The sequence below is a fragment of the Tolypothrix sp. PCC 7601 genome (assembly GCF_025677855.1).
Taxonomy (GTDB): Bacteria; Cyanobacteriota; Cyanobacteriia; order Cyanobacteriales; family Nostocaceae; genus Aulosira; species Aulosira diplosiphon.
The window spans coordinates 1240251-1258445 of record NZ_CP064879.1; the positions used below are offsets into that span (position 1 = coordinate 1240251).

An 18195-nucleotide genomic window follows, 5' to 3' on the forward strand; every position below is an offset into this window, starting at 1 on the left:
ACTTAGATCAAGGTTTTACTTGCAGATTGTCAATACTCTAAAGGCATAAAGATTGGAGTGAAAGACTTATGTTCTGTAATCAGTGTGAACAAACAACCCGTGGTGATGTATGTTATCAGTGGGGAGCCTGCGGTAAAAGTCCAGAGGTAGATGCATTACAAGATTTACTGGTGCATTGTCTGCGGGGGTTGTCGCAAGTAGCGCTGCAAGCCAAAGCTTTTGGTATTAGTACTCACGATCAAGATGAGTTCACCTGTGAGATGCTGTTTTCGACGCTGACGAATGTGAATTTCTCAGCTGATGATTTTGTCACGTTTGTAAATCGCGCGATCGCTTTACGTGAGAGTCTGAAGTTACAAATTCAAGCATTAGGTAACGCTGCGGTAAATTCTGCGATCGCGAATTTCCAACCTGCTGGCGATCAACAACAGCTAATTAAACAAGGAAAAGACTTAGAATTTGAGTTTATTGGTCAATCTGCTAAAAATGTAGATATTTTCTCACTCAAGCTCACAATATTATATGGTTTGAAGGGCGTAGCTGCTTATGCTTTCCATGCTTTAGAACTGGGGCAGCATGACGAAGATTTATATGTATTTTTCCATGAAGTTCTAGCTAATCTTGATGCTCAAGACAAGAGTTTGCAAGAATGGCTAGATATTACATTGCAAGTAGGCAAGATGAACCTGAAAGCAATGGAATTGCTGGATGCTGGGAACACCAATACCTTTGGGCATCCTACACCTACAGCCGTAACTCTAGGTGTGACAGTTGGTAAAGCCATCCTTGTATCAGGGCATGATTTATTACACTTGCGCGCTATTCTAGAGCAAACAGCCGGAACCGGGATTAAAGTTTATACACACGGTGAATTGCTGCCTGCACATGGCTATCCCAAGCTGAAACAAACTTATCCTCACCTATATGGGCATTATGGCACCGCCTGGCAAAATCAAACCCATGAGTTTGAACACTTCCCTGGTGCAATTGTGATGACAACTAACTGCCTCATGCCTCCTCATGAAACTTACAAAGATAAAGTATTTACCTTGGGGCCTGTAGGTTATCCTGGTTTGCAGCACGTTAGTATTCGCGACATTACACCGATTATCCAAAAAGCTTTAGCATTACCCGGCTTTGCAGAAGAGAGCGATCGCGGTACAGTAACTACAGGTTTTGCTCGGAATGCTGTCTTAGGTGTAGCTGATACTGTGGTTAATGCGGTGAAATCAGGTAATATTCGCCACTTCTTCTTAGTTGGTGGTTGTGATGGTGCCAAACCAGGACGCAATTACTACACAGATTTAGTAGAAACGATTCCTAGCGATTGCGTAGTCATGACTCTTGGCTGTGGTAAGTTCCGCTTCTTTGACAAGCAACTCGGTGATATTGGCGGTATTCCCCGACTGCTAGATTTGGGACAATGTAACGATGCATACTCAGCTATTCAAATTGCTGTTGCTTTAGCCCAAGCATTCCAAGTTAATGTCAATCAACTACCACTGTCATTGGTACTATCTTGGTACGAACAAAAAGCGATCGCAGTTTTGTTAACCCTACTTTACCTGGGTATTCAAAATATTCGCATTGGCCCCACCCTTCCTGCTTTCCTCACACCTAATGTTGCGAAGTTGCTTTCCGAGACATACAATCTCAAACTCATCACTACTCCAGAACAAGATTTAGCCGCTTGTCTTGGCTAAAGATACTATAGAGAAAGAGAGGCGAAGCAAATTCGTCTCTCTTTTTTATCAATAGCTATTAGAGGAATCAGCTTTTATGTTGGCAATAAAATTGTCTACACAAGCAACTTCAAAATGTAAATTGAATTAAAAATTCTGAGGTGGTAAAGGTTTGCCTTTACTATTAGGAACATTGGTAACTTTTAAAGCTTTAGCAATTGCGATCGCATCATTATCTAAACGCCTAGCTTTAGCATTACCAGGACAGCTAATATCTGTGGATTGCTGACTACCTAAATTGACAGTAGTCGTTGTGCCAAAAGAAGTGGACTTGACGCAGTTGGGCTTCACTGGTAAGTCGGATAATGGTTCAGCAGCTTTTAAATCACGGAAGAATCGGTTCGTTAATTTTTCCGGAAGTTTACCTTTACCAGAACCATTTCCATCGACATAATTGGCTTCTCCATTGGGAGAAACATAAATCCGGTAACCAATGGTATTTGTGGAACCACTGTTGAGAATTACTCCCACATTATTGGGTACAAGTGCCATTAGAGGTTGAGATAAGCAAACCAAAAATGTTGCACTTGCCATTCCCAGCCAGCTTTGAGAAACTAACTGTTTCATATTATTAACCTCTTGAAAAACACTTAATAAATCTATCGAGCTAAACTTGTTATTCAGAAGAATAACTGAGGCGTATGTCAAAGATATGGAGTAAGTATGTCTGCTTGACAAATAGGTTGATGCTGTCGCGATACTTGTAAGGTGCGATCGCCTGTGTAAGTTAACTAGACATCTCGCGTGGGGAATTATATACTTGCTACCCTTAGGGATGCTTGCTTAACAATTACGACTAGAAAATACAAAATGTCATATACAGGCTACTTACGCTCAATTAAAAATGAACTTCAGCGAACTGGTAGAACTCAAAAAAGCCTCCGCGTCAAAACCATTATGGAACAGTTGGGCTACCAGCGTCGTAGTCAAGCTTTTGTCGATAATTTTAATAATGCGCTAGCTGAATTGGGACTTTGCACAGATCCCCTATTTGATTTGTATATTCCTTTAGATACTAAACTGGCTATTTCTCTTCAAGATGTTACTCCTGATGTGCAAATTGCTGATGTGCAACCAATTTTTAGTAAATTAAGTGCAGCATTTCCAGTTAAGCATGATTTTTTCTATTACTTATTTGATTTCGGTTCTGAGCAAGAATATGAAAGGTTTCAAGCTTGTTTAGACTCAAATCAACCAGTAGGAATTTTTCTCATTCCCCAAGTAGAAGATTTCTTTTCTGATGTTGTGACTAAAATCTTAAATTATGAATTAATTAGAAAATATCAATATAGAGGTAATAATAATATCCCGACAGCATCGAATCAAAAATTCAATACAAATATTACTACTGATGACGATGATGACGATGATGATTATTCCCTATCTGGTGCTAATATTTATCACTTTTATTTTTCTACAATGACTAGTGTGATTCTCGGCACTACTGGCTTAGATTTACTAGATTGCGAAAAATTTGATGAGCAGTTTGAACAGATATCAGTCTACGCCAACAAATATAATTCTGAACAATTATTTATAGTATTTCATTGCCCACCTGTATCAGAAATTCAAGCACAGCAACAAGAAGATGCTTTAGGCTATTTGGTAGATAGAGTAGCTAGTAAAATTCCTTTTACCTTTACTCTACGATGCAAATATCCCAACGAAGCTGCTATTCAGCATAAAGAAGAAATTTATGCTCATTTCCGTCTCTTGTTAGAACTTCCGCGTTATGAGATGGAAGAAGATGAGGTATCTTTATTAAATTACTTTCTAGAATTACAAAAAGCGCAAATCTTAGCTGATTCTCAGCTATTAATTGGCATGAAAGCCGAACATTTTTATAGTTTGAAGTGGCGAGAAGAAAGTACAGAATATATTTATCTCAAATATTTTGCGATTAAAACCTTAGAAGCTTTAGGCTATGATTTGTCTAAAATTCAATGTGAAGTAGAATTAAGTTCCAGAGATCAGGACACAAATGATGATGAAGATAGCTATGAATATGAAGAATATCAAAGCGAAATCATTCCTGTATATGTAGATAATCAGGTAATTGTGGAAATCGAAACTCTGAAGTATCAAGAATTTCAGGATAATAATCTGTTCTTGGATTCACTCAGAAGAATTTTACAAAAATCCAAAGTCTGGCCGAATAAATTAAATACTGTGTGGTTAGTATTTCCTGGTTTTGAGATTGCACGTAACTCTTACCAGATTAAAAAGATTAAAGAAGTTCTCGAATATAAACTAGCTGGTTATTATGATAATACTTTTAAAATTGTGGTTATGGCACCGGATTATGAAAATCATCAATTAGTTCCAGTATCTTTTGATGCACTTGAATATCCAGCTTTTGAATATGCAGCTAAAAAACGCAGTTTAACCCCGACTTATCCCTTAACTCAACGCCTCCCAGAAACCAAGCTTGATTTTAGCCAAGTTAAAGGTTTGAAGGAAGAAAAGGAAAAATTAAGCAAACTTTTGAGGCTACAATCTAAAGGCTATCAAGATGCAATTAGTGGGATTCTTTTCTACGGCTTACCTGGATGTGGTAAAACTCTGTTAGCAAATGCATTCGCTAATGAATCTGGCAGATATTTCTTTAAATTCTCCCCTGCTGATATTATCAGTGTATGGATAGGGCAAAGTCAGAAAAATATTCGAGATATCTTTGCTCAAGCGAAAAAGAAATCTCCCTCAGTTTTATTTATTGATGAGTTAGATAGTATTGGCTTTAACCGTCATGAAGACAGCGCCCATACAGACCAAAAGGCGACAATTAACCAATTATTAATAGAATTAAATAATCTGCGAAATAGCAATGTAATTGTGATAGGTGCAACTAATTATTTAAGTGGTATAGATAGCGCCTTAAAGCGTTCTGGTAGATTAGATTGGAAAATTCCTATCTTTCCCCCTGATCAATCAGAAAGGATAGAATTATTCCAACATTATCTAGCAAAAATTGATTTCAATCAGATAATTAACTTTGAAATGCTAGCCGAAAAAAGTACTAGGTTTACCTCATCTGATATCGAATTGGTGTGTAGAGAAGTGAGAAATGCAGTTTGGCTAGAAGAAATCAGTGCATCACTAACAACTGCGGATATCATCACTTACATTCATAATTTGCAAGAAGGTGGTTTAACTCTCAACGAAGAACAGGTAAAAGAGTTTTTGGATGAATGTAAAAGATTGAGTGTCAAAAATCCCAAACTAGAAACACTCAAGTGGGAATGGGGATTAACCGAATAAAAGTAGGGTGTGTTGTCGCGCAGCGCAACGCACCATTTAATTCTCAACGGTATTCTAATATTGGGTATTTAATTTTTCTAATTACCCATTACCAGCCTATACCAAAGTATGTTATGAGACGATACAGTTCATATTTAGTAATTGATTTGTCACTTGGGGGATTCTCCCCCAAACCCCCGATTGGGTGACGGTTGCGTCCCCCAAACCCCCTCCAAAATTATTGTTCAGTTTTTTGTTGAGTAACTAGTTTTTTGGTTTCGTTGTCAATTAATTTTCTTAACTGAACTGTATTGCATTGTATTATAAGATTACCTAATTTTTAATTCCTATCAATGGGAATCTGAATAATAAACTCTGCACCTTTACCAGGGGAAGAAACACACTCAAAAGTACCATTGTGGACTTTGGTAACTATTTGATGACTAATAGATAACCCTAAACCTGTACCTTTACCTTCTGGCTTAGTGCTAAAAAAGGCTTGAAATATTTTTTCCTTAACTGACTCTGGAATTCCCATCCCATTATCAGCAATCGAAATTTTTACTTGTTGATCGCTGACTGTGGTAGAAATTATGATGACATTGGGATGCTGTTCTATAAAAGCATAATTCTTACCTTCATTAGATTCTTCTAAAGCATCAATAGCATTAGCTAGTAAATTCATAAATACCTGATTTAATTGCCCAGGATAACAAGCAATCAAGGGTAAATCGCCATAATTCTTAACTACCTGAATTGCTGGACGATGAGGATAAGCCTTTAAGCGATGGGATAAAATCATCAGCGTGGTTTCAATACCCTCATGAATATTTACCGCCTTTTTATCTAAGCCATCTTTGCGTGAGAAATTGCGTAGAGATTGCATAATATCTCGAATCCGATGGGTTCCCTCTTTCATGGAAGAAATCATATTCGGTAAGTCTTCTAAGAGAAAATCCAAATCTATCGCTTCAATTTCATCTTTAATTTCTGCTGGGGGATGAGGTAGATGCTGTTGATAAAGATGTAGTAAATTAATTAAGTCTTCGATATAGCGCCTGGCATGGGTAAGGTTAGTAAAAATAAAGCTAACCGGATTATTTACTTCATGGGCAACTCCCGCTACTAACTGCCCTAAAGAGGAAATTTTTTCTGTATGTACAAGTTGAGTTTGAGTTTGTTGGAGTTGTAATAATGCTGCTGCTAAATCCTGAGATTTTTCTTGTTCTTTGGCATATAGACGGGCATTTTTCAGCGCGATCGCAGCTTGAGAAGAGAGTATTTTCAACAGTTCTAGCCGTTCGGGTGTAAATGCACCAGTAATTAAATTATTCTCTAGGTAAAATATACCGATAAACTTGGATTGATAAAAAATAGGTACACATAATATGGATTTACATTCATGATTTTGAATGTAAATATCTTTATTAGAAACTGGATCGAGTTTGGCATCTCTAATTACTAAAGGTTGCTGAGTTCTCGCTACATAATTGATCAGCTTTTTGGGTACTAGTTCGCTTTCTTCTACAGGAGTTGATAGCAAAGTAATTTGGGAATCAATCATACTGCTATCAATAGCTTCAATAATTAATTGCTCATCTTTGACTAAAATTAAGCAACCTTTTTGAGCGCCAGCATTTTCTAAAATGATATGTAGTAGCGTGCGCGGTAAACTTTCTAAGGAGATTTCATTATTAATCGCCTCACTCGCTTTGACTACTGTGACGATATCCAAGCTGATACCACTACTAGTTGTCGAATGCGAACTGAGAGATGCATCTAATTTGAATGTTCTAGAGATGCTACCAGTAGAAGCGTAGGCGTAGCCCGTCGTAGACATCGCATGATTGCTGCGAAGAATTAAATCGGGGTATTGTTTTTCTAGGTGTTTGACTTTGGCTGTACTACCCCAACGGTGGTAACCATAATAAGCTTCTGTGATGTAAACTTGGGCAATTTTTTTCTTACCCATTGACATGTACATTTCGGTGGCGCGTTCATTTGCTAGTGCTTCTTCTTGAATGTAACCATGTTCAGCAGCACCAGCAATGGCGCGATCATAATATTCCATCGCTTCTAAATATTCACCCAATGCGCGATGGTACTCGGCTTTAACTAAGCAATACTTATGCTTGTGGTTCATGGGTGCATGATTTGCCCATGTTTTCAGCTTTTCTTGGTTAGCAATTACCCGCAACCACAAAATTTCTTTTTGTGAGATGGGGGTATGGGCTAACATAGCAAGCTGGGTGAGAGAATCATAAAAGTGGAAAACTGGCACCATAAACGAACCAGTTATCCCATCTAAATATTCCTTTGCTAAATCAGCAACTTCTGCGGCTTGTTGATATTCAGCGAATAGATAACAGAGAATTAATTTGTTGACGTATAAAGTACCAATGGCATAGCGATCGTTAGCTTGCAAATGTAGCGGTAGCATAGTTTCTTCGTTATATGCTACACCTGCTAACTTCTCAGAGAAGGAGACATCACTGATCAGATTTAATACAGATTGGCGAAAGACTTTGAGATAATTATGGGCTACTTCCTGCTTGATTTTATCTAAAACTTGACTGTAAATTGCCATCTCTGGTTCTAGGGTTTTCAAATCCTTGCCCAGGAAGTAAGAAAGGCTGCAATAATTGTAGGCACAGTAAGCGGAGTATTCTAAATCCCCTGTTTCTAAACCATTATGATGTGCATCTAGTAAAGGTAGTAACGACTTGCGAATATGATGCTTCCACGGCTTCACGAACGGATAAATCATATTGAAAGTACTAGTTTGCAGCGCTTTACCCTGGATATTTGATAGCAAACCTAATGCTAATTTACCAGCGCGATCGCCTGCATCAATATCCGCGATGACTCCACAGAGAATCACGCCATACCAAGCGTAGGCGAGAGTGGAGACTGGTGCGTTGCCATATTGTACTGATAGTCTTACCTGCTTAAAAACAATTAAGGGTAGCAGCATTGGTACGGCTTGAGATACAGCCGCCGTCACAGTGGCGATAATCCGCATCACTGCTAAAATTTGCGGATCTGTCATTGCTGGTAGATCGATTAAATCTTCAGAACTTCTGCCTGCTAATATCAGTTGCGTTGCTTGTAAACTTTCGCTGATATCTCCTTCGCTAGGTGCATCAGGGAACCTCACACCCAACAGTTCTAAGACAGTTAAAGCTGTTTTGATAGCTTCTGGTTGTTTACTTTGGGCAACATAAGCTTGAATCTTCACCTCATAAATTTTTACTTTATCAAGTAGGGTGCGGGCATTTTGCAATACTTGACTGGCTAAATTCTCCATCAACTGATAATCGCCACCGAGATATGCTGCTTCTGCAGCTTCCACCATCAAGGCTAAAGTCAAGTCATATTCACTGAACCAGCTATCTGCAGCTAAAACTTTGATACCAGTATTTAAATAAGCGATCGCCACTAAATAAGCTGTAGCGGCTTTCGCTTTTCTCCCCGCTAGCAAATTTAATTCTGCCAAATGTTGCTTTTGGGATGGCTTACTGATTAAGCTAGCACCCACATTTAGTTGATTAATAATATCAAAAATATTTTCCTCTAATTGTTCAGGAGGGGTATTTTGCAACAACTGCTGCCCAATTTTTAAATGCGTAACTTTTCTTTGATGGTTAGGAATGAGAGAATAGGCAGCTTGCTGGACGCGATCGTGCAAAAATTTATAGCTAATATGAGAGTCATCAAAATCTAAAACCGCTAACTCTTCGGTGGCAAATAGTAAAGGTATACGATATTCATTGTTCAAAGGTAAAATGAGGCCCAATTGTAAAGCAGGTTGCAAAGCTTCTGCTAATCTTTGCAGATTATCACTACTGACAGTTGCCAATACATCTAAACTGAAACGATTACCAATACAAGATGCTAATTGTAGGGCTGTTTGCGTAGCTTCGGGTAGCTTTTGAATGTTTCTCGCAACTAATTCGACAACATCTTTATCTACCAGATTCTTTGTTTGAATTTGCTGTATATCCCAACCCCAAATTCCTTGATTAAAATCGAATTGTAGGAGATTCTCTTGATATATTGCTTTGATTAATTGGGTTAAAAATAAAGGATTACCTTGGGTTTTATTAAATAAGACTTTCGCTAATTCAAAGATTTTTTCCGAATCGCCTAAAGTATCTATCAGCAGTTGATAGACATAAGGTAATTCTAAGGGGCGTAACACAATACTATTAATAACCGTATCAGCTTGGGCTATTTCCTCTAAGGTTTTGATTAATGGATGGCTGGGGCCGACTTCATTATCTCTATATGCCCCAATTAACAGCAAATAATGACTATCTGGATTAGTCATTAACACTTGAATTAATTTTAAAGAAGCAGAATCAGCCCATTGTAAATCATCAAGAAATAATACTAAAGGGTGGGATTGTTGAGCAAAAACTTGAATAAAAGACTGAAATAGGCGATGAAAGCGGTTGAGGCTTTCAGCTGCGCCTAACTGTGGAACTTCCGGCTGTTTACCAATAATTAATTCCACTTCTGGAATCACATCAATAATTACTTGACTATTGCTACCCAGCGCTTGCAGGAGTTTCTCTTTCCAGGCTGTTAACCTGTCGCTACTTTCAGTTAATAATTGCTGTATTAAAGATTGAAAAGCCTGAATCACAGAAGTATAGGGAACATTGCGTTTAAATTGATCAAATTTCCCATCAATAAAATAACCCCTCTGTCTGACAATCGGTTTATGTACCTCATTCACCAGCGATGATTTCCCGATCCCAGAGTAGCCAGAAACCAACATGATTTCGCTTGTACCTTGGCTAATACGCTCAAAGGCTTGCAGCAAGGCGATCGCTTCTGATTCTCTGCCATATAATTGTTGGGGGATGAGTAATTGAGAAGTGCGATCGCGTTGTCCGGGGGTAAAATTAGAAATATTACCTGTAGTTTCTAATTGCTCAAGGCATAATTCTAAATCAGCTAATAGTCCCAATGCACTTTGATAGCGGTCTTCAGCATTTTTCGCGATCAATTTCATGACAATCGCGGCTATTGTTCTCGAAACTTCTGGTTTTAACTGGGTAATTGGTGTAACTGGCTTGGCAATATGAGAGTGAAACATCTCCAGTAAATCGTCAGTTACAAAAGGCAATTGACCAGTCAAGATTTCATAGAATGTAATCCCCAAAGAATAAAAATCACTGCGATAATCGACAGCGCGATTCATTCTCCCCGTTTGTTCAGGAGACATATAAGCAACTGTCCCTTCCAATTGATGAGAATTTGTCAGTTGCGGTGTTTCTTTATCTAAATGTGACGCAATACTAAAGTCTGTAATTTTCACAATCCCAGTCTGGGGATTAACAATAATATTTGCAGGTTTAATATCTTTATGAATAATGCGGTTCTGATGTAGCGATAACAACGCTTTAGCTAATTGCACAGCAATCTTTAAAAAATTAGCTTCACTAAGCTGCTGCAAAGAGAGAAACTGTTTGAGACTGATACCACCAAAGTCTTCTGCTACTAACACCAGGCGATTTTGATAGCTCTCTAGGCTATAAACTTTAACAATACCCTCACAGTTAAGATTTTCTGTAGTTTTATATTCGTGCTTGAAGCGAGTAATTTGCTCAAAAGAGGGATATTCAGCCTTGAGAACTTTCAGAACTACACGCTGCTGGTTTTTTTGCGACCTAGCTCGGTAAACAGTTGTGTTAATTCCTTCAGATATAATTTCTAGTATGTCATAACCTGGTATTATCGAGGTTAACACTATCGTTTCTCCTTTCCCTAGAGTTGGGCGCTCACTTCCTATATTTCCCAACTGGAAAGGCAGAATATAATAATTTACATACATTTACGCGAGCAACAATCTACCTGATTAGTCAGGTATTATTACTTAACATTTTTCAGCGTTTATTAGCGTTAAGTTCTTCATTTCACAGACTTTTCGTAATTTTACTATGGGATTCGCTAACTTAAATTTAAAACCTCTCGCGGTAAATTAAACAACCCATCTTCCCCAGATTCAAAATTAATTACTTGAAACACTGCATCGATATTTAACTTTCCATAAATATGAGGAAATAACTCACCTATTTCCGCCTCCTCATAACGCACCTCAGCTTTCACTTGATCAGCATCAATAAACAGTATTACCAATCCCTTTTGATGCTTGAAAAATCTATTTGCAACTTTGAGGATTTGGTTAGCTTCTGAACAGTGGATAAAACCCTCAGTTTCCAGAGAATCAGCACGGTAACTTCCGAGTGTTTTCGCCTCTTCCCATTGTCCACTTTGTGTAATATGGAGAATAGTTTTCATGTTGCTTGCATCATTTTGCGAATATCGTCTAAAGGAGATTCTGGTTCAAGAGGTTCATCAGGACAAAATTCTATAGTTACTTGAATTTTGACTGTAGTATAACTGCTAATTTTATGAGCACCGATATGATTGTCTGTAGTAATTCCTGTAGATGTGATTATTCTTATTCTTCCTATTTCCCATCCTCTAGAACCAACTCGTAAAATTTGGCATCTTATACCTTCAGAAGAAGACTTCCATGTTATATCTTCAACTTTAAAAACTGCTTCACTAACCGATACAGACTGAATAATACTTGCAACTTTTTGATGACCATTACTCAATTGAGTATGCAATTTTTCTCCAAAATTATTATGTATCAACTCCTTGAGTCTTCCAACAGTGTATGTATCCTTTTCAAATAATACAACATCAGTATCATTATCTAACACTTGGAACATATTAATCATATTAATGATAAGAGGAGATTTAGAGCCTATATTCTCTATTGAGGATTTCAAACTATCACAATTTTAATTGTGAAATGATAAGATAAATTGAGTATAAACACTGATATTAAAACTACTCAAAATGTTAATACTCAATGATTATTATCAAATATTACGTACAGACACAAAGCTTTTATTTGCGCCTTTGCGCTTACCTTGCAGGAAAGATTAACGTAGAATGTATCAGAAGTTATTTCTACATTAAGACTAAATAATAGAGAGTGCTGCTTTAATGCAGAGATATACCAATCTGATTTGATTTTTGACGAGTCTAGAGTCAAAAGTCAATTGTCAACAGTTCCCCCTTGTACCCAATCCCCAATCCCCATTACCCCTTATCCCCAGTCCCCATTACCCCTTATCCCCAGAGGGGGCCCCGAGTTCCCCAGTCCCCCCCTTCAACAAAACAGGCTTTTGCTTTAACTATTTGCCTAGTCCCTAAATGATTCGCTAGGCTATTGATAATTCTAGTTACTCAGAAACTTGCTGTGTATGGATTTTGAAGGCGAAGCTACTACTACATCTGCTACAGAAAACAAAGAATTGCCACAGCCAGAGACTACTCCTAAGCCTTTGGAATTGCTGCGAGACACTGAGGCTTTGCTACGTCGCCCAGCTGTAGAATCTCTCACGCCGATTTTACCTCCCAAGTTGAGTAGCAAATTACAAACAGCCTCATCCCTCGCGGATAAATCTTTAAAAGAACTAGCAGAAATTGATTTAGACGAAATTGGTGACTTTGATTTACGCCCTGCAAGGATTCGTGTTGGTTTAAGCTTCGTTGGTTTTGCCGCGTTAATGACGCTTATACTGTTGCTTCATTTCAGCACTCTACATTTAGAATTACGCACAATTGAGCAGATGCGACAATATTGGTATCAATATGTTTGGTTTGTTTGCTTAGGTGTAGCGGGATTGTTTGTCTTGGGTCGAGAAACAATGCGTCCTATCCGCAAGCCGAGAAGAGTGAGGGGAAAACCGCAAAGCGGAATTCAAAATTCAAAATTCAAAATTCAAAATGAATAGAGTCTCAGCATTGCGTTCGTTGAGAATGGTAGTTTATTTACGCCATGCTGCGATCGCAATTTATAACCATATATTAACCTCATAAAAACTGTTCTCGTAGACAGATTGACTGTTGTTGAGAAATTTGCTATTATAAAATCGATAAGGAAGAAATATACTAAATATGTTTATACCGAAACAATAAACCGCTTGCTGTCAGCAAGCGGTTTTATGGTGTTTTAGTAATTTGATGGAATTAAACAAGTTTTAAATCGGGATACTCAGCTAACAAATCATCAGAGGTTAGAGTATCGCCTGCAGCTTGAGGAGTCCAAAGCACCTCAATAGCTAGGATTTGCTCGCTAGGAATACCACCAATTTGGCGCAAAGATTGACGCAAATCATCAGCACTGTTAATTGCAGGAATTGCAGACTTGCCCAGAGTGGCCACTAGTAAGGTGACGATAATATATTCTCCAGGGCCAGAGGTAATTAAATCAGTGGGATTCTCAGGAGTTTCAGTACCAGGTAAAGCTTCTTTAGCGAGTGCTGCTCTGAGTTGGTTGTTAACGTTAGAGAGGGTTTCTTCGCTAAATTTGCTGCGTTCTGCTAGTGAGAGACGGTTGAATTGAGCTTCAGCTGAATTCAATTTCGCTTGTTGTGTACCACCACCAACATATACCCAATATTCTGGATGGCGGAGTAAAGCTAGGCTAGTTTCTTGCAGAACTTCTGCTCTTCCTTGTGGGGAGTTAGTATCAGCAGTTTCAGCAATGCGGTCAAGTTCGCCTTGTAAACCACGTGCTTGAGCTAATAAACCAACCTGCAAGCGAGTTACAGATACAGCAGGATTGCTGCTATAGCCTACATCGTCGGTGGTGGTGTCTCCACTGCTAGCCCGGCGGAAGGCTTGCAGTATAAAATTAGCGATCGCAATAAAGATTAAGATGCTAAACAATCCGCCAAAGCCACCGCCAATACCCCACAAAGGTAACAGGAAAGGAAATCCAAAACCACCACCAGGGTAAGGGGCGTAATATCCACCCCCGCCAGGAGGTGCATAGGTGCGAGGTGTGTAAGTCCGGCTAGAAGGTACTCTAAAGGAACCACCACCGATTCGTCCACCACTACGGGCGGCTAACGCTCCATCAGCATGACCTAGTGCTAAAGTTAACACCAGGCTGAGGACAAAGACAGTTTTTAACAGCGGTTTGATGGCTAGTTGTAGTTTTTTACGCATAATACAGTTGCTTGAAAAACGGTATTGGTGATGATTTCTTCCAACGCTGCTAGGAGAGATTTGCTTGGTCAGTAACGCCAGCCCGTAGCAAGCAAGCGAGTTTTTGATTGGCAGTAGCTCTCTGTAATATTCATTTTTCTTGGCTACATATTCAATGTACCGCGTCATATCTTGCCTAGACAGCAAGCTTAGGGGGGATTTCTTGAGTAGATTACCGTACCTCGGATTCTTTTGCGATCGCGGGAATTTTGGGATCAATTAATCATTTGGGGATTGGGGACGAGGATGAGGGGGAAAAGGCGAAAGGGGAAAGGGAGAAAGGGGAAAAGGAAAAAAAGGGAAATTATTATTACCCATTACCCATTACCCATTACCCATTACCCCATGTCCTGACAATTTAGTTATCTGAATTACAGTAATTTGACTTGATAATTATCAAAATAGATTTAATTGGCAAGTAATTTTGGTATTTACTTTTGAATTTTCCTTAATTACCATAATTACTGAGGGATTATCTTGTTGACTGCATCTAGCCTTTGGGATATTGCTGAACCTGAAGGTGCATGATTGTTGATGCCAATAATCAACTTAATTTTTCCTAAAAACGACTGCAATTTTTTGGCATTTTGGCAGAATCTCAATTAGTTACAAGATATTCTATTGATATCAACTCGATTTAGTAATTACCACCAACAAAAGTCTATGAGCAATTGATTTCGCTGGTAGTCCCAAATTTCAATGCTTGTTAATTAGGTAGACAGATTTTAAGTGGTGAACAATTGAAAAGAAAATTAACAAATCAAATAATTGAATATCTCAAAATCCTCTTTCAAAAAAATGCTGGTATTAGTATACTGCAAGCACTCAAAAAAGGATGAAGGAATATGCTTTTGTAAATCAATGTATTAAAAGTTCATCAGCCTTAGTGTAAATACTCTTGCTATGCCGAAATTAGTTACTGATGCTCAAAACTAATGTTAAAAAAAATATAGAGATTAGAGGTTGTTACGGGATAGCTGTTGGCGAGAATGAGAAAAGAGTGGAAAATTAGATACAGAGGAGGAAAATTTCCTATTGGTATTACCCAAAGGAGTTTTTGCTCGATAGCTAGTGGAGGCTGCACATTAGGCAAGTCTCCTACACTACTTGTTACTACGGAGGAGGGTGACCGTACAGGTGATGCGCCCAAATGTAAAAGTCACTGCTTTGTTCTTGCAGAATTGAGGCGAGTTAAGATGTGAATAGCGTCAAAGAATTATACTTTCTGCTTTATCCTTGAGTTCATACATCAATGAAATTTCTTTTCAATTTAGACAATCTCTGCTCAAGGATAGCGGTTAATTATCACTCATTTCTGCGCTTTGTTGATAGTATGAAAAATTAATTTTTTTAACTATACTTATCACATTTATTATGGAACATATTTCACAACTGGCGGGAAATGTTAGAGAACAAACTGCATTACCAGACATTCTCGTAATATCCCGTAGTTTCTTACCCAAAGAAGCAATTATTGGTGAATATATTTATAATCGCTGTCTGCAAGATCCAGAGCGGGTAATTGTTTTGGCAGCTAGTTGTTCAGGCGATCAAGCATTTGATCGAGTGCAAAAGTTTCCTATATATCGCTGGCCGATTCTCAGAGATTGGAGTTTTTTCAATCCTTTAATCAACCTCATCTATTCATTTGCATTAGCAATCAAACTTTATTTTCGCTATCGTTATCGCTATATTGAATGGGGGCATGGCTACGAATTTCCCTCACTATTATTACTAAGTTATTTTTTACCGATTCGCTTTTTTATCTACCTCCACGGAAATGATATTGTTTGTGGCTTACGTAATCCTTTATGGCGATCGCTATTTAAATTAACACTCAAGCGGGCTGAAGGAATTGTCTGCAACAGTTCCTTCACCCAGGATTATCTCCGAACAAGGTTAAGATTAGATACTCCTACCCACGTCATCAACCCAATGGTGAGGGCGGATAAATTTAGCCATGTAATCAATCCAGGTAATTTGGGCGAATTACGTGCAAATGTCCGCCAAATGTACAATATTCCTGAAACAGCAGTAGTTATTCTCTCTGTAGGAAAGCTTGTCAAGCATAAAAGCTTTAACCGCATCATTGACAACCTACCGCTACTACTGACTGTTGGCGTAGATGTTCACTATATAATTTGTGGGCAAGGCCCTTGTGAAGCAGAACTGAAATCCCTGGCTAATCGCCTACGAGTTGACCAAAGGGTACATTTTGCCGGAGAAATCAGCGATCGCGAATTAGGTGGGTATTATGCAGCCTGCGATATCTTTGCCATGCTGAATTTAGTCGAGAACAAAGCTAGCACTATGGAGGGTTTTGGTATCGTTTATTTAGAAGCGAGTTACTTTGGTAAACCAGTAATTGCTTCTCGTTTAGGCGGAGTTATCGATGCCATTCATCATGAAGAAAACGGCATCTTAGTTAATCCTTATTCTGGCTATGAAGTATTTCAAGCCTTCAATCGCTTATGTAAAGACCAACAGCTACGGGAACAACTTGGTCGCAAAGGCAAAGAGTTAGCCAAGCGCAAAACCCTTCACCGTTCGCTGTATAAATTGGAGTAGGGATTGGGGACTGGGGATTGGGGACTGGGGATTGGGGAGATGAGGGAGATGAGGGGAAATTACCAAAACCAAACACCCCATTACTCATTACTCATTACCCATTACTCATTACTCATTACTCATTACTCATTACCCATTACCCATTACTCATTACTCATTACCCATTACCCATTACCAAATGACAACCTTATCCACCACCCACAATAGTGACAACTTCTAGGCGATCGCCTGGTTGCACTTTTGTTTGCTCCCAAAATTGGCGATGTAAAATTTCGCCGTTGTATTCTACTGCGACTAAGCGGGGGTTGAAACCTAGTTTTTGGAGTAATTCGGGTAAAGGTGTTTGGGATGAACAGTTATGGTTCTCCCCATTAACCTGAAGTGTGATTTCGCTAGACATAAAATGTCACAAATTTTTGAAAAATTTTTTGATTTTGAAATTATTTAAGATTCTGGTTTAATGCGATTGAGTTGGGAGAGCAGATATTGAGTTACAAGGGTGGGTTGTTCTGCTTGCATGAGCGATCGCACTACCGCTACACGTTGCGCGCCAGCATCAATCACGTCATTGATATTATTGGCATCTATACCACCAATAGCAAACCAGGGAATAGCACAATTTTTGGCAGCATAGCTGACATATTGCAACCCTGCTGCTGGCTTACCTTCTTTGGTGGGTGTTTCATACACTGGCCCTACGCCAATATAATCAGCGCCTTCTGTCAGTGCTGCTTGCATTTCTTCAGCATTTGTAGTGGAACGACCAACTATCCGATGAGAACCGAGTAATTGTCTGGCAATCTCAATCGGCATATCTTGCTGTCCCAGATGTACGCCGTCAGCATCTACTGCTAAAGCCAAATCTATCCGGTCATTAATAACGAACAGCGCGCCATAGAGGTGGCATAGTTGTCGCAGCTTTTTAGCTTGTTCGAGACGAACACCATCATCAGCAGTTTTGTCACGGTACTGAACCAAAGTCAATCCGCCTTTGAGAGCAGCTTCTACCGTTGAGAGCAAATTTTCGGCCGGTGAAGTTACCAAATACAGACGCGATCGCCATAATAGTTGATGGCGTTGATAACCCAATAAATTGCTTTCTAATGTATAAACCTGATACCGCATCTGCTTAAAAGCTTTTCCCATATTAGGGTCATGCAGCTTGCCGTATTCTTCTAGCACCCGCATTGCTTCTTGCACGCGGCAAAAATTAGCTTGCAACACAGATTTGATGCTAGTACGTTTTTCCTCATGAGGATGTGTTAAGTCTGTACCCGCATCACCCGGTGTATCTCGCGCTGCTCGCAATTCAGCTGTATGCCAATGAGCTATGTCTTGCCGCAAGCGTTTACACTCTCCAGTGAACTGAGCATTATTCAGTCCAAAGCGACACCACTCCTCAACAATTCGCAAGCCTTCACGAGCGCGATCTAAATTGGCATCTAAAATGCGGTAAACAACTTGCTGCATTTGCTCTGTTTGGCTGTGTGGCTCGACCATTACAACAACCCCATTCCTGCTTTCATCAAAAGACGGAAAATCAACTATTCTAGTAATTGTCATTGAT

General features: G+C 39.0%; 12 protein-coding genes. 5 read left to right on the forward strand and 7 right to left on the reverse strand.

Translation table 11 applies throughout. The features are described 5' to 3' along the window. Positions 1–68 precede the first annotated feature (68 nt). Positions 69–1703: a hydroxylamine reductase gene (hcp, locus tag HG267_RS05040; RefSeq protein ID WP_045870639.1), complete on the forward strand. Its 1635-nt coding sequence runs from the start codon at positions 69–71 to the stop codon at positions 1701–1703. Between the two features lie 126 nt (positions 1704–1829). On the opposite strand, the gene HG267_RS05045 is transcribed toward hcp, so the two are convergent. After that, complete coding sequence (locus HG267_RS05045; RefSeq protein ID WP_045870638.1) at positions 1830–2309, reverse strand: hypothetical protein; 480 nt, start codon at positions 2307–2309, stop codon at positions 1830–1832. A gap of 243 nt (positions 2310–2552) precedes the next feature. Between HG267_RS05045 and HG267_RS05050 the strand changes: the two genes are divergently transcribed. Continuing rightward, positions 2553–5000: an ATP-binding protein gene (locus HG267_RS05050; protein ID WP_045870637.1), complete on the forward strand. Its 2448-nt coding sequence runs from the start codon at positions 2553–2555 to the stop codon at positions 4998–5000. Between the two features lie 319 nt (positions 5001–5319). Here the strand turns inward: HG267_RS05050 and HG267_RS05055 are convergent, their stop codons facing one another. The 3 genes from HG267_RS05055 to HG267_RS05065 all read right to left on the reverse strand — a co-directional run bounded on the left by HG267_RS05055 (position 5320) and on the right by HG267_RS05065 (position 11719). Then, positions 5320–10737 carry an ATP-binding sensor histidine kinase gene (locus tag HG267_RS05055; protein WP_309227725.1) on the reverse strand — a complete coding sequence of 1806 codons (5418 nt, stop codon included), beginning with the start codon at positions 10735–10737 and terminating at the stop codon, positions 5320–5322. Positions 10738–10937: 200 nt separating this feature from the next. Continuing rightward, the gene (locus HG267_RS05060) at positions 10938–11288 is read right to left on the reverse strand and encodes a DUF952 domain-containing protein (protein WP_045870636.1); all 351 of its coding nucleotides are present in this window, start codon (positions 11286–11288) and stop codon (positions 10938–10940) included. After that, positions 11285–11719 (reverse strand): KGK domain-containing protein, encoded by a 435-nt coding sequence (locus HG267_RS05065; protein WP_263420026.1) that lies wholly within the window; start codon positions 11717–11719, stop codon positions 11285–11287. The genes HG267_RS05060 and HG267_RS05065 overlap by 4 nt, the downstream gene beginning before the upstream one ends. A 549-nt stretch (positions 11720–12268) precedes the next feature. Between HG267_RS05065 and HG267_RS05070 the strand changes: the two genes are divergently transcribed. Further along, the gene (locus HG267_RS05070) at positions 12269–12802 is read left to right on the forward strand and encodes a hypothetical protein (protein ID WP_045870634.1); all 534 of its coding nucleotides are present in this window, start codon (positions 12269–12271) and stop codon (positions 12800–12802) included. A 235-nt stretch (positions 12803–13037) separates the two neighbouring features. On the opposite strand, the gene HG267_RS05075 is transcribed toward HG267_RS05070, so the two are convergent. Continuing rightward, on the reverse strand, positions 13038–14021 hold the full coding sequence (locus HG267_RS05075) for a DUF1517 domain-containing protein (RefSeq protein WP_045870633.1): 984 nt from the start codon (positions 14019–14021) through the stop codon (positions 13038–13040). Between the two features lie 1413 nt (positions 14022–15434). Here HG267_RS05075 and HG267_RS05080 point away from each other — a divergent pair. Then, complete coding sequence (locus HG267_RS05080; RefSeq protein WP_045870631.1) at positions 15435–16628, forward strand: glycosyltransferase family 4 protein; 1194 nt, start codon at positions 15435–15437, stop codon at positions 16626–16628. Between the two features lie 17 nt (positions 16629–16645). Continuing rightward, the gene (locus tag HG267_RS05085) at positions 16646–16810 is read left to right on the forward strand and encodes an alpha/beta hydrolase (RefSeq protein ID WP_155539250.1); all 165 of its coding nucleotides are present in this window, start codon (positions 16646–16648) and stop codon (positions 16808–16810) included. Between the two features lie 5 nt (positions 16811–16815). Here HG267_RS05085 and thiS read toward each other — a convergent pair whose 3' ends face one another. Both thiS and HG267_RS05095 read right to left on the reverse strand, forming a co-directional pair. Beyond that, positions 16816–17028, reverse strand: a complete 213-nt coding sequence (thiS, locus tag HG267_RS05090) for a sulfur carrier protein ThiS (RefSeq protein ID WP_045870630.1) — start codon at positions 17026–17028, stop codon at positions 16816–16818. A gap of 44 nt (positions 17029–17072) precedes the next feature. Further along, complete coding sequence (locus HG267_RS05095; RefSeq protein ID WP_194007900.1) at positions 17073–18128, reverse strand: thiamine phosphate synthase; 1056 nt, start codon at positions 18126–18128, stop codon at positions 17073–17075. Positions 18129–18195 lie beyond the last annotated feature (67 nt).